The 13,410-nt window shown below is 69.4% G+C and carries 11 protein-coding genes; 5 read left to right on the top strand and 6 right to left on the bottom strand.

The window, feature by feature from the left end; translation table 11 throughout:
* Positions 1-171 precede the first annotated feature (171 nt).
* Entirely contained in the window at positions 172-1,449 is a 1,278-nt protein-coding gene (locus tag Aco03nite_RS36020) for an aminotransferase class I/II-fold pyridoxal phosphate-dependent enzyme (RefSeq protein ID WP_239145722.1), read from the bottom strand.
* Between the two features lie 429 nt (positions 1,450-1,878).
* Here Aco03nite_RS36020 and Aco03nite_RS36025 point away from each other — a divergent pair, with 429 nt between their 5' ends.
* Together Aco03nite_RS36025 and Aco03nite_RS36030 are read left to right on the top strand one after the other, a co-directional pair.
* Positions 1,879-2,532 (top strand): tetratricopeptide repeat protein, encoded by a 654-nt coding sequence (locus tag Aco03nite_RS36025; protein ID WP_203804148.1) that lies wholly within the window; start codon positions 1,879-1,881, stop codon positions 2,530-2,532.
* 307 nt (positions 2,533-2,839) lie between these two features.
* Complete coding sequence (locus Aco03nite_RS36030; RefSeq protein WP_203804150.1) at positions 2,840-3,388, top strand: hypothetical protein; 549 nt, start codon at positions 2,840-2,842, stop codon at positions 3,386-3,388.
* On the opposite strand, the gene Aco03nite_RS36035 is transcribed toward Aco03nite_RS36030, so the two are convergent.
* The 4 genes from Aco03nite_RS36035 to Aco03nite_RS36050 form a co-directional block, all read right to left on the bottom strand.
* Positions 3,326-4,984, bottom strand: a complete 1,659-nt coding sequence (locus tag Aco03nite_RS36035; protein ID WP_203804152.1) for a GGDEF domain-containing protein — start codon at positions 4,982-4,984, stop codon at positions 3,326-3,328. The genes Aco03nite_RS36030 and Aco03nite_RS36035 overlap by 63 nt on opposite strands.
* 149 nt (positions 4,985-5,133) lie before the next feature.
* Positions 5,134-6,423 (bottom strand): MFS transporter, encoded by a 1,290-nt coding sequence (locus Aco03nite_RS36040; protein WP_239145723.1) that lies wholly within the window; start codon positions 6,421-6,423, stop codon positions 5,134-5,136.
* A complete protein-coding gene (locus Aco03nite_RS36045) occupies positions 6,420-7,244 on the bottom strand; it encodes an SDR family NAD(P)-dependent oxidoreductase (protein WP_239145724.1) in 825 nt (274 codons plus the stop codon). Before Aco03nite_RS36045 ends, Aco03nite_RS36040 begins: the two co-directional genes overlap by 4 nt.
* The gene (locus Aco03nite_RS36050) at positions 7,241-8,467 is read right to left on the bottom strand and encodes a flavin-containing monooxygenase (protein ID WP_203804155.1); all 1,227 of its coding nucleotides are present in this window, start codon (positions 8,465-8,467) and stop codon (positions 7,241-7,243) included. Before Aco03nite_RS36050 ends, Aco03nite_RS36045 begins: the two co-directional genes overlap by 4 nt.
* Positions 8,468-8,597: 130 nt before the next feature.
* Here Aco03nite_RS36050 and Aco03nite_RS54280 point away from each other — a divergent pair, with 130 nt between their 5' ends.
* On the top strand, positions 8,598-9,668 hold the full coding sequence (locus Aco03nite_RS54280) for an RsbRD N-terminal domain-containing protein (protein ID WP_203804158.1): 1,071 nt from the start codon (positions 8,598-8,600) through the stop codon (positions 9,666-9,668).
* A gap of 10 nt (positions 9,669-9,678) precedes the next feature.
* On the opposite strand, the gene Aco03nite_RS36060 is transcribed toward Aco03nite_RS54280, so the two are convergent.
* The gene (locus Aco03nite_RS36060; protein ID WP_239145725.1) at positions 9,679-10,617 is read right to left on the bottom strand and encodes a glycoside hydrolase family protein; all 939 of its coding nucleotides are present in this window, start codon (positions 10,615-10,617) and stop codon (positions 9,679-9,681) included.
* A 190-nt stretch (positions 10,618-10,807) separates the two neighbouring features.
* Here Aco03nite_RS36060 and Aco03nite_RS36065 point away from each other — a divergent pair, with 190 nt between their 5' ends.
* Together Aco03nite_RS36065 and Aco03nite_RS36070 are read left to right on the top strand one after the other, a co-directional pair.
* A complete protein-coding gene (locus Aco03nite_RS36065; RefSeq protein WP_239145726.1) occupies positions 10,808-11,812 on the top strand; it encodes a LacI family DNA-binding transcriptional regulator in 1,005 nt (334 codons plus the stop codon).
* Between the two features lies 1 nt (position 11,813).
* Positions 11,814-13,403, top strand: a complete 1,590-nt coding sequence (locus tag Aco03nite_RS36070; protein WP_203804455.1) for an FAD-dependent oxidoreductase — start codon at positions 11,814-11,816, stop codon at positions 13,401-13,403.
* The last annotated feature ends 7 nt before the right edge of the window (positions 13,404-13,410 follow it).

Consider the following 13,410-nt stretch of genomic DNA (forward strand, 5'->3'; position numbering starts at 1 on the left):
CACCGGGTGGTCCTAGCACGGGTGGTCCTAACACCAAGCAGCCCTAACACCAGGCGGTCCTAACACCAGGCGGTCCTAGCAACAGGCAGGCCCTGGCATCACGCGGTCCTGGTATCAGGCGGTCCTAGGACAGGACGGTGTTAGAAAGGACGGTGTTAGGAAAGGACGGTGTTAGGACAGGACGGTGCTGAGGGTGGTGGCGAAATCTGTCGCTTGGGTGGGGGTGAGCGTTGAAATGGTCACGCGTACCGCAGCAGGGGAATTGGTGCCGAACGCTGAGCCGGACCGGATCGCCCAACCGCTCGTGGCCAGGTCTTTCACGATCTGATCGGGGTTGTGTGGGACCGGGATCCAGATGTTCAGGCCGTCGGTGGCCGGGAAGACCGGGATGCGGTGAGTGGCCAGCGCCTCGGTCAGCTGTCGCCGCCGTTCGGTGTAGACGGTTGCCGCCTGGTGCAGATCGTTTTCGGTCGCCGGGGTGGTCAACAACTCGGCGGCCACGTGCTGCAGCAGGTGGCTCACCCAGGACGGGCGGCCCAGACGAGCCGCCAGGCGGGCGGCGGTGTCGGTGTCGGTGCGCAGGACTGCTAGGCGCAGGTCCGGGCCGAGGAACTTCGACACCGATCGTACGATCGCCCAGCGTGTTGTTTCCGGGGCGATGACCTGCTGATATGGGCTTTCGGCAAGCGCGGAGAAGTGGTCGTCCTCGATCACCAGCACGTCCGGGTAGGCGGCCAGTTCGGCCCGGAGTCGCACGGCTCGAGAATCGGTCACGCTCGCGCCCGTCGGATTCTGGGCTCGGGACGTGATGATGACCGCGCGTACGCCGGAAGCAAGCGCGGCCCGCAACGCGCCGGGAGTCACCCCCTCAGCATCGACCGTCATACCTGTCGTGCGATAGCCGCCGACCCGCAGCGTGCCGACCGACAGGAAGAACCCAGGATCCTCGACCGCGACCGCATCGCCCCTGATCAGGTGTACCGCCAGGAGCCGTTCGACGGCGTCGACCGCTCCCCCGGCCACCGACACCGCACCCGCCGACGGACCCTCCGGCATCGTCCGCAGTGCCCAGTCGCGCAGCCGTTCGTCCATCGGATCCGCGCCGTAGAGCACCGGCGCATAACCGTTGAACGCGCCACTCCAGTCCGGCAACAGCGCCGGGTCGGGGTTGCCGGACGCCAGGTTCACGGCCGTGCCGCCGCTCGCACCTTCGCCGCCGGTCTGTGGAATGCCGAGCACGATCGTGCCCGCCCGCCGTCGCGAATCGACGACCCCGGCCGTCGCGAGCAGCGCATATGCGGAGGCAACGGTGTTGCGGTTGACCGCCAGATCAGCAGCCAGGGCCCGAATGGGCGGCAACGCAGACCCGGCGGTCAGATCCCCACGCCGAACCAGACCCCGAACCGAATCCGCGATCTCCGCCGCGGACTGCCCACTGATCAACACCATGCGGACACCTTAAAGCTTTGTCCTATGACAAAGTAAGTCCTAGGACAAAGTGAGGCCCACCACCCACCACCCACCGCCCAGAGCCCCACGTCGAGGAAAACCAAAGCCGAGCCAAAAGAGCGGCGAGGCCAAGCCGAAGGCCAGGACCGGCGAAGGCCAGGACCGGCGAAGGCCAGGACCGGCGAAGGCCAGGACCGGCGAAGGCCAGGACCGGCGAAGGATGCGGCCGCGAGAACAGGGTGGTGGTCGGCTGGAAACAGCTTTTGCGGACAGGGGCCCTTCGAATGGGAAGCAGCACCACCCGCATCTGGGTCGTGGCGTGTGGATTCGGGGCTGAGCTGCTGAGCTGCTGGCGGTGGGGAGTGGGTCGGTGGTGGGGGCCACTTCGGACTATTCTGCGGCTTCAGTCCATCGGCGCGGGGGCGGCTAATGAGTACCGGAGAGCGGATCGAGCAGGCTCGGAAGGCGTATGAGCAGGCGGTTTATCGAGGTGACGTCGAAGGGCTGGCCGGGGCCGAAAGTGGGCTTGCCGACCTGGAGGCCGATACCGCTCTGGCTCGTGGGCGAATTCTGCATGCACGGTTTCTTGCCGACCGGGCAAGCGGTGAGGATCCGGCTGAGCTGCCGTTGTTCGAGCGGGCCGCCGAGCTTTACCGATCACTTGCGGACAGCCGGGGTGAGGGTGAGGCGCTGTTCTGGATCGGCTGTGTGCATCAGGTGATTCGGCGGGACAACGCGGTCGCTGTTGCGTTGTTCGAGCGGGCCCGGCAGTCGGCGTCGGACGCCGGCGATCTTCCCACGCAAGCCGAGGCTCTGCGGCATCTGGGGATCGCGGCGCACATGGCCGGGCGGCTGAGCAAGGCCTGCGAACTGCTGGAGGAGTCGTCCCGGCTGCGGCAGCGGATCGGCGCGCTGTCGGGAGTGGCCGCCAACATGGTCGGGCTGGCCTACATCGCGAGCGCCCAGAACCGGCACTCCGATGCCACCGCGATCCTGGACGAGGCGCACGTCATCGCGACTTCGCAGCAGGCCCACGCGATCATCCGCCAGATCGAGGAGGCCAGGGCGGCGATCGAAAACTGACAGGAGGAGGCTAGGGCGGCGATCGAAAACTGACAGAAGGCCGCGACGATCAAGAGCTGACAGGAGAGCCGGCAGCCAGCGAGAGCCGCGGGAAGGCCCGGCGAACGAGAGCCGCGAGAGGGCCCCGACGGACGAGAGTCGCAAGCGGAAGCCGACGGGAGAAACGCAGCGAACAAGGGCAGGCGGGAGGAAAGGCCAAAGGGTCGCGGGGAAGGCCACGGCGAACGGGTTGCTGGCGGGAGAGCCGGCCGGAGGCCCAACGGGAAGGGCCGCAGCGGGCCGGGGGCTGGCAAGATCGAAAAGTAGAGTGGCCGCCATGCACTCGAAGACCGTCAAGATCAGGGTCAGTGACCGGAAGCTGGCAGAATTCGAGAGCAGGCTCGGCGACCGGCGCTTCAAGTGGATCTGGAACCGGGACAACGTTGCGCACATCTGGTTCTTCCGGTCCGGCCTGGTAAAGCTGCGGACCAGCGGTTTCACTTCGACGCAGATGGCACCGCACTTCCGGGGACGATTCACGACGGACGCGGACGGCAACAGGAACGGGAACGGCAACAGGAACGGGAAAAGGAACGGAAACGGGAACGGGAACGGGACGCTGACCGGCACGATCCGGGAGTCGGTCGTCTCGCTGACCTGGGTCGTAGGCTTCGCGTTGTCGGCGGCGCTCGCCCTGTTCCTGGGGCTCGGGTCACTGCTCGCCGAGGGATTCGGCTGGGTGCCCGGCTACATCGTACTGGCCGTGGCGGCCTTTCTGTTCTGGCTCGCCCACCGGACGAACCGGGACCGCCCCTCAAACTTCGAGCTGGGCGCCCGGATAGTGGAGGACCGGCTCAAGAGGCTGTTCGGCAGGTGACGACGGGCTGTGGACTCGGTTGCGGCCGGCGTGCTTGGCCGCGTACAGGCGCTCGTCGGCTCGTGCCAGCACCACCGACGGATCGCCCGATTCGTCACCGAGCGCCAACCCGGCACTGGCCGTGACCGCCAGCCCGGCCGCGATCGAGGTCCAGTCGAAAGCGGCCACCCGCGCCCGCAGACGTTCCGCGACACTCGCCGCGGTAGCCAGATCAGTTTCGGACAGCAGGACCGCGAATTCCTCGCCGCCGAACCGCACCACGGTGTCGTCGTCACGGCACGCGTCACGCAGCAGGACCGCCAGCTGCCGCAGCACCTGATCGCCGACGAGGTGTGAGTGCTCGTCGTTGACCCGCTTGAAGTGGTCCACGTCGACGAGCAGAATCGCGTGCCCGGACAGTCCACCGGCCATCAACTCGTCCAGGTGCCGCCGGTTCGCCAGGCCGGTCAGCGGATCTTCGAGGCTCTGCCGCAGCAACTCCTGGTTGGCGTGCTGCAACGCGGTCACCCGAGCCCGCTCCTGTTCCGCCGCGGCCTTGGCTTGAGCGGTTTCCATGCGTACAACCGCAATGTGCCCGGATCGTTGAGCCGCCTCGGACGCGACAGTTTTGGACAGCGAATGGAAAATTTTGTACGTGTCCAGTGCACCGCGCAGGTCACCGTTGCGTTCGTAGGCGTCGGCCAGCAGCTCCGCGGCCGTCATCTCGCTGGCCTTGCTCTCGGCCGCCGCCAGCGCCGCGCGCAGATGCCCGATCGCCTCGGCATAGCGGCCCCCGGACAGGCAGATCGCGCCGTGCGTGGCAAGCATGTGGGTGACGATCGAGGGCGCGTCCTGGGCGGGGTCTTGCGTCCATCCGTCCAACAATTCCAACGCTTCTTCGGTACGCCCACAAAAGGCCAGACTCTCGGCGAGGTTGCCCAGGGCGGTGACCTCGTACCGGCGGTGGCCGTTGCGGCGGGCGACCTCGACCGCCTCCCGGGACTGGCCCTGCGCGATCCCGCTCAGCGCCAGAGCCGCCGTCTCGTCGCCGGCCGCCCGCGCCTGTTCGGCCAGGGACATGTTGGCGCAGGCCATCGTGTCGATCATCGCGCCGTTGGTGACCTCGTCACCGAGCATCCGGGCCATCTCGGCGGCCCGTTCGCAGAACTCGAAACAGTGGTCCAACTGCTCCAGGTAGTAGTAGACCGTCCCGGCGGTCGCGGTGGCCGTCATCCGGGCGGTCAGGTCGCCGCTGCCCTCGGCCACCTCCAGCGCGGTCATGATCTCCGCCATCGCGCTGACCGGATCTGACGTGATCAGCAGGATCCGGGCGACGGTGGCGTGCACGATCGCCTCGCTGGCGGTGTCGCCGATCGCCCAGCAGACCTCGAGCGCGTCCCGGGCCAGAGCGAGGGCTTCGACCTGCTCGTCGAGCATCTGGTGGCAGCGCACCAGCAGGGTCAGGGCCCGGGCGCGCAGATTCTGATCACCGGAGGCGGCCGCCATCACCGCCAGTTCCCGGGCCGCGGCGTGCTCCGCATGACCGAAATGCACCATGGCACGTGTCAGCAGGGCCTCAGGGCTCCCGGCGTCCAGCAACTGCTGCGGCATGCGCATCCCTGAAGAGAATATGGCGACGCCCACACCGTCGGCCGATATGACCTCGGGTTGAGGAAAGTCGCCACCACGGGCGAGGAGAACGCAGGGCGAGGAAGACGCCGGGCAAGGAGAACGCGAAAGACGAGGACGCGGGCGAGGCGACCCGGCTACGAGATGTCGACCGCGGTGACCGGGCGGTCCAGGGTCCAGCGGAGCTGAAAGAACAGGGCAACCGCCATGAAAATTGCCGGCACCACGGTGAAACCGAGCAGCAGAGCCGTATGCGCGGATGCCGTCTGGGTGACGGTGTGGCCCTCGGTGGTGGCGGCGAAACCACCGGCCGCCAGGACCGCCGAGTACACGTACGGGCCGATCGCGGTTCCGGTGGCCTCGGTGGCCGTCCACACGCCGGTGTAGGAGCCGGCCGGGGCCGAGGCGGCGGCCACCGCGTCCGGCAGCATCGCGAACGCGAACAGTTGCAGACCTGCGAACGCGATTCCCAGAACGGCGACCACCACGACGGCCGGGACCACCCCGTACCCGAGAAGCGGCAGTGGCGAGCCGACCACAAAAACCGTCTGACAGATCACCAGCCCCCGTTGTTTGCCGATCCGGCGGGACACCACGAACCACACCGGCAGCGCGACGACGGCCGGTCCGAGGAACGCGCCCATGAACACCGCAGTCAATGCCGTATCGCCGAAGAGGTACTCCGTGTAGAACGGCAGCGCCGCCAGGAACAGATGCGTGGTGGTGCCGGTGCACAGATAGGACAGCACCAGCGCCCGGAAATCCCGGTCCCGCCAGGCGAGGGCGAGGGGGGAATGGGCGTCCGGCGTGACGACCCGGTCCCGGGTGAGGCGCCGGACCCCGATGACGGCGATCAGCCCGGAGACGACCATGACACCGGACAGCAGCAGGGCCCTCCGCCCGTAGTCGCCGCGCCCACCGGCCGCGACCAGCGCCGGAGCGGCCACCCCGGCGCCGAGCAACCCGACGGTCAACAACAGCATCCGGAACGTGAAGATCCGGGTCCGCTCGTGATAGCCGACGTCCAGATCGGAGGGTGTGGTCAGGTACGGCACCTGGAAACAGGCGAAGAGCAGATTCCCGATGATGAACCATCCGCCCACCCACAGGGCCGCCGGAACACCGGAGATCCCGGGCGGAACGGTGAACATGCCGACCATCGCCACCGCGAGCAGAAGGCCGAACCGGAGCATGCCGAGGCGGTTCCCGGAGCGGCGGACGGCGTGATCGGAACGGTTGCCGAGGTACGGGTGGATCAGGATGTCGACGATTTTCGGCAGCAGCAGGGTCAGCCCGGCGAGCAGCGGCGGAACCCCGAGTGTGTGGGTGAGGAAATACAACAGCAGCAGCCCGGGAACGGTGACCCAGACTCCCATGCCGACGGATCCGGTGGCGTAGGCGATCAGGTCGCCGCGCCGTAGTTTCACGAGGAGTACCGGTCGACGACCCCGGCGGCGAGATCGGCGTCCTGGAAGGCGCCGGAGCGGACCCGCCCGGCGAGGGTGCGGGCGACGATCCGGTCGGTGAGCGCGGGCAGGTGCCGGGCGAGAAAGAACTCGACAGCGCCACGCCTGGTGGTGGTCAGATCGCGGTACGGCCGGCGACTGATCGCTGCCCGGAGCACGGCGTCGACCACGCCCTCCAGCGGCTCGTACCTGCTCATTCCTTCCAGCGACAGTCCGGCGGCGGCGGTCGAGGCGTGGATCGGGCTGCGGACCGCGGACGGGTACACGCAGGTCACCCCGACGTGCGTGCCGATCTCCAGGCGTAACGCGTCGGCGTACGCCACCAATGCTCTTTTGGAGGCGCCGTAGGCGGCGGCCAGTGGCAGTTGCATGACCGCCATCCGCGAGGTCAGCATCACGATCCGCCCACGGGCGGCGACCAGTGGTTCCACGCAGGCGGCGGTGACCCGCCAGGTGCCGAGCAGGTTGACGTCGAGCTGGCGGCGCGCCTCGGCGCCGGGTGGGAACTCGGCGGGGGCCGGGCCGCCGACGCCGGCGTTGTTGACCAGCAGGTCGAGGCCGCCGAGCAGGTGGGTGGCCTCGGCGACGGCCGCGGGCACGGCGGTCTCGTCGGTGATGTCGCAGGGCAGCACCTCGACCGGGTCGTTGACACGTGGCGCCCGGTCCAGGCCGACGACGCGGGCGCCGAGCCGGTCGAACCGGGTGCAGACGGCCCGGCCGAACGTGCCGGACGCGCCGGTGACCAGGACCCGCATACCGCGCGGGTCGCGGCGGCTGTTCATTTTCGGTCTCCTCGGGAGAGATCGGATAGATACTGGTCGAAGTCGATGCGCAGGTGCGGGCGCGCGTGCACACCCCAGCGGTCGACGGCGGCGCGCAGGTCACAATCGACGGCACGCTTCCGGTCCGCGGGCGAGGGCAGATCAACTTCCTTGCCGAGGTACGCCGCCACCAGCCGACCCTGGGCCTCCACCACCGGAAACGCCGACCCGGTGGACTGCATCAATCCGACGAACGCCAGCGTCGGGTCGTCGAGGTGGAACACGTGCCGGTAGAGCGGCAGCCGCTCCGGGTCCTCCCCCAGCCACCGCGCCGACAGGAACGGGATGTGCACCCGGTATCCGGTGGCCCAGACGATCAGGTCGACCGCCTCCCGGCTGCCGTCGGTGAACTCGACGTGTTTCCCGTCCAGCCGGGTGATGCCGGGCCGGGCCGACACCTCACCGTGGGTGAGCCGGTGCAGGATGGTGTCGCTGATCGTCGGATGATTCTGCAGCAGGCCACCGGCCGGAGCGGGCAGCCCGTACCGTTGCGGCGTCCCGACGGCCAGCCGCAGCATGGTCTCGGCGATCCGCTGCCGCAGCCGCCACGGCAGCCGGGCCAGGGCCGCCCCGGTCGCATCGGTCGGCCGGCCGAACAGGTACTTCGGGACGATGTGCACGCCGTGCCGGGCGGAGAGCAGGACCGGTCCGTCGGCGGTGTGCGACGCGTCCACGGCGATGTCCATCGCGGAGTTGCCCATCCCGACGACCAGCACCCGATGCTCCCGGAAGACGTCGGCGCTGCGGTAGTCGTGCGCGTGCATCTGGATGCCGTCGAACGTCCCCGGGTACTCCGGCCGCCGCGGGCTCCAGTTGTGCCCGTTGGCGACGACCACCGCGTCGTACGGTTCCCCGTCGACGGTCCAGCCCGGCGCCCGTTCGACCCGTTCCACCTCGTGACCGAACCTGATGTGCCTCACCAGCCCGAATCGGTCCGCGTAGTCGGCCAGATAGCCGGCGACCAGCGTGGCCGACGGATAGTCGGGCCAGTCGGCGGGCATCGGGAGACCGGCGAACTCGGTGCGCCCCTTGCTGGTGTTCAGATGCAGCGAGTCGTACGTGTCGGTCCACAGGCCACCGGGCCGGTCCCGCCGTTCGTAGGCGACCGAGTCGCAGCCCGCGTCGAGCAGCGCTTTGACCGTGGTCAGGCCGGCCGCTCCCGCACCGATCACGGCGACACGCATGGACTTGTCTCCTACAAAGTGGTAGTGCCTGCCAACGGTAGGGCCTGCCGGCCGGGCTGCCCATGGTGTGGCGCACGCCGTTGGCCCAGAAGGTTGTGGGCCACCACAACCGGGCGGCAGCATGTCGTTCATGACCGCTGACGGCTGGACCGCCATGATCAACCTCATCGAACGGGTGATGGGTGACGACGAGCTGTTGCCGGCGGTGGTCTCCGGGGTGCGGGCGACCGTGCGGGAGGTGTCGGTGCTGCAACCGTCGGACATCGCCGGGCACACCCGGGCGCTGCTCACCGCCGCCACCCGGGCCCTGGCCGCCCGGCGCGGGCCGACCGAGGCGGATCTGTCGTTCGTGGAGGAGCTGGGGGTCACCCGGGCCCGGCAGGGGGTGCCGATCGAGGCGGTCCTCGCCGCCATCCACGTCTCCGAGCGGGCGATCTGGCAGCGGGCGCGGGAGGTGGCCCGGGCCGAGGACGTCGACCCGGAACTGCTGTTGGACGCCCGCGAGCTGTACGACGACTGGGCCGACGCCGTCCGGTCCCGGCTGATCACCGCGCACCGGCTGACGAAGGCGACCGCCGACCCGCGCCCCCGGGACGCGGCGATCCTGCGGCGGCTGCTGCAGGGCGGTTCCGCGGCGGCACTCGCGGTCGCCGAGGCGGGACTGCCGGTCCACGGCCGGTTGTGGCTGCTGGTGGCCCGCCCCGGCTACGACGAGCCGACGCAGCTCGGCGCGGTGGTGGACGACCTGTTCATCGGGGTGTCGGCGCGGAAGCCGTCCGGCCGGGTCGCCGTCGCCGCCGGGCTGGCCGGTCCCGCCGAACCAGACCGGCTGGCCCCCGCGAAACGGATGGCCCTCGCCGCGCTGACCACCGCCGAGTCGACCGGCCGGACCGGGATGGTGCACATCGCCGACGTGGCCTGGCAGGCGGCGCTGACCGACCGGGCGGACCTGGCCGAGGCGCTGCTGGACCGGCACCAGCAGGCCTGGACCACCCTCGGCCCGAACGCCGAGCCGGTGGCCCGGGCGGTGCTGGCCTGGCTGGACCACGACCGCGACGTGACGGCCGCCGGAACGGCCCTGTTCGTCCATCCGAACACGGTCCGCAACCGGGTCCGCCGCTTCACCGAGGTGACAGGCATCGACCCGTCCGACCCCAACGCCTGGTGGCTGTGCCGCACCTGGCTGAGAGAGGCCCGTTAAGGCGTTCGGGTCACAGCGCGCGGGCGATGCAGATGCGCGCGTTCAGCCGGGCGCCGGCCTCGTAGAACATGTACTGCACGCCGCCGTCGGTGCCGAAGGACGGGGCCGCCACGCGACCGTTGTCGGAGGGGATCGGGGTATGGAAGACGCCCAGGTGGACCTCGCGGTCGAAGGCGTTGCCGACCTCGGTGATCCGCATTCGCCCGTCGTTGCCGTGGTAGGCGACGTAGGTGGTTCCGTTGCGTGTCACCACGTGCGGGCCGGAGATGTCGGTGAGGCCGTCGGGTTCCGGGTTCACCAGGGCGGTCTGCGCGAACGTCCATTGGTCCCAGCCGTTCGGTGACCAGCCGTGGTAGATGCGCCGCTTTCCGGCCAGCACTCCCATGTAGACCATCACGTAACGGCCGCTGTGGGCGAACACCCGGGCGTAGGACGTCTCGGTCAGGCCGGGCACGAGACGCGTACTGAGAATGGGTGTCTCGTCGGTGAAGGTGAGGCCGTCGGACGAGCGCGCGACCCGGGTCGTGGAGTTCTCCCCGTGGAAGTAGAGGTAGAACTGGCGGGCCGCGGGGATCCACGTCACGTGCGGTGACGACACGTGCGTGACAGTGGTGCTGGGCAGCACGTTGTCGATCACCGGGCTGCCGGTGTACTCGGTGAACGGCCCGGCCAGGGAGTTCGCCCAGGCGACGCAGATGCCGCCGGGCTTCTCGTGCGGGGCGTAGTACAGGTAGTAGCGGCCGCGGTAGCCGCTGATCTTGTCGTAGACGCCGCGGATGCACGGGAAGATGAACTCCCCGGTCGGGTTGTAGTTCAGCGGCATCCGCAGGGCGTCGCGCAGGTAGGTGTAGGTGGGCATGCCGGCCGGTCCGGCTGCTCGTGCGGGCTGCGGCAGGGCGGCGAATCCGGCCAGGCCGGCGGTTCCAGCGATCAGGGTGCGTCGATCCACGATCAAACCCTTTCTGCGGGTACGGGGGATGCGTCGAAGTTTCGTCATCGTTAACCGTCGAGGTCAAGGTGCTAATACCTATTAGTCCTGGAGATTCCTTGACGGGCCGGTCGGCCGTGACCCACTTTGTTAATGCGTATTACCAACGTGACAGAGGGGACACGCCACGGTGCCACCGAGCAGCCGGCGGGTGACGCAGCAGGACATCGCCCGCATGACCGGCGTCAGCCAGACCACCGTCTCGATCGTGCTGAATGAGCGCGACGACGCCGCGGTCCGGATCGCCCCGGAGACCCGGGAACGGGTGCTGGCCGCGATCCGCCGCACCGGTTACGTCGCCGACCCGATCGCCCGGCGGCTCGCCGAGCAGCGCAACCGGTTCCTGGGCGTGTTCACCTACGAGCCGGTCTTCCCGGCCGGGCTCGGCGACTTCTACCACCCGTTTCTGGTCGGCATCGAGGAGTGCGCCGAGAGCATCGGCTGTGACCTGCTGCTGTTCACCAGCGCGCCGGTGGTGGACGGGCGGCGGCGGATCTTCCACTCCGGCAACCGGCTGCGGTTGGCCGACGGCTGCATCCTGCTGGGCCGCTGGCTGGACCCGGAGGAGTTGGCCCGGCTGCTCGCCGAGGGGCAGCCGTTCGTCAGCGTGGGCCGGCGCGACGACGCGGGCGGGCCGGTGCCCTATGTGGGCGCCGACTACCCGGCGGCCACGGCGGCGCAGGTGCGGCGGGCGGTCGAGCTGGGTCACACCCGGATCGCGTACGTGGGTGAGGGCTCGGGTGCCGAGTCGCACACCGACCGGCTGCGCGGTTTCACCGAGGCCGTCGACCGGGCCGGGATCACCGGCGTGCACATCCGGTTCGGCGAGCCGGTGGACGTCATGGATTCACTACTGGACCAGGGGGTTACGGCGATTTTCATGGAGGAGTTCGCGGACGGGGCGATCCTGGCCGCCGAGGCGCAGCGCCGGTTGTTGGGCGTACCGCAGGATCTGTCTTTTGTGGCTCTCGGGGATCCGACCCGGCCGGCCGGAACCGATCTGGAGTTCACCGGATTCCGGATCCCGCGGCGGGAGATGGGCTGGCAGGCCGTGGAGGTGCTGTCGGCGATCATCGACGGGACCGGCGGCACGATGCAGCGGCTGCTGCCGTGCCAGCCGGTGGCCGGGACGACGCTGGCGGTGGCCCGTGCGTGAGATGCATGCGGACGTGCTGGTCGTCGGCGGTGGACTCGGCGGGGTGGCAGCGGCACTGGCCGCGTTGCGGGCCGGGAAGTCGGTGCTGCTCACCGAGCAGTACGCGTGGCTCGGCGGCCAGCTGACCAGCCAGGGGGTGCCGCCGGACGAGCACAGCTGGGTGGAGCGGTTCGGGGTGACCGCCAGTTACCGGGCTTTGCGGGACGGGATCCGCGACTACTACCGGGCGCACTATCCGCTGACCGACCGGGCGCGGCACACCCGTGACCTGAACCCGGGCGCGGGGCATGTGAGCAGGCTGTGTCACGAGCCCCGGGTGGCGGTCGCGGTGATCGAGGCGATGCTGGCGCCCTATCGGGGGTCGGGGCGGCTGACCGTGTTGCAACCCGCTGTGCCGGTGGCCGCTTCCACCGACGGTGATCGGGTCACGGCCGTGACGCTCCATTTCTCCGGTGAGGACGTGGTGGCTCATGCCCCGTTCGTCCTGGACGCCACCGAGACCGGGGAACTGCTGCCGCTGACCGGAACCGAATACGTCACCGGGGCGGAGTCGCAGGCCGAGACCGGGGAGCCGAGCGCTCCGGCGGCCGGCGATCCGGCCAACATGCAGGCGCTGTCGGTGTGTTTCGCGATCGATCACGTGGACGGCGATCACACCATCGACCGGCCCGCGGCGTACGACTTCTGGCGCACCTATCAACCCCCGTTCTGGGGCGCGCCGATGCTGTCCTGGCAGACGCCGAACCCGCGCACGCTGCAGACGTCGACCCGCTCGTTCACCCCCAACCCGGACGACGACCCGTGGCTGGTGAACGCCGATCAGCGGGTCAACGCCGGGGACAGCAACCTGTGGACGTTCCGGCGGATCGCGGCGCGGCGCAACTTCACCGGCGGGCACTACCCGAGCGACATCTGCCTGGTCAACTGGCCGATGATCGACTACTTCGAGCGGCCGTACGTGGACGCGCCCGACCCCGGCGCCGTCGAGCGCGCGGCCCGGGAGCTGTCGTTCTCGGTGCTGTACTGGCTGCAGACCGCGGCGCCGCGCCCGGACGGCGGCACCGGCTGGCCCGGCCTGCGACTGCGCGGCGACGTCATCGGCGGCTCCGACGGGTTGGCGATGGCGCCCTACGTGCGTGAGTCACGGCGGATCCGGGCCGAGCGCACGGTCCTCGAACAGGATCTGTCGTTGCAGGTCAGAGGCGACAAGGGCGCGGTTTCGTACGATGATTCGATCGGTGTCGGGATGTATCGCATCGATCTGCATCCCTCGACCGGCGGGGACAACTACATCGACGTCGCGTCGTGCCCGTTCGAGATCCCGCTCGGCGCACTGATCCCGCAGCGGGTGGAGAACCTGCTGGCGGCCGGCAAGAACATCGGCACCACGCACATCACCAACGGGTCGTACCGGCTGCATCCGGTGGAGTGGAACGCCGGGGAGGTAGCGGGGGCGCTGGCCGCCTTCTGCCTCGATCACCGGGTGTCCCCCCGAGCCGTCCGTAACACTCCCCCGCTGCTCGCTTCGTTTCAGGAGCGCTTGATCGCCGAGGGTGTCGAGCTGCGCTGGCCCGACATCAGCGGGTACTGAGAGGAGT

The sequence above is a fragment of the Actinoplanes couchii genome, assembly GCF_016862075.1.
Taxonomy (GTDB): domain Bacteria; phylum Actinomycetota; class Actinomycetes; order Mycobacteriales; family Micromonosporaceae; genus Actinoplanes; species Actinoplanes couchii.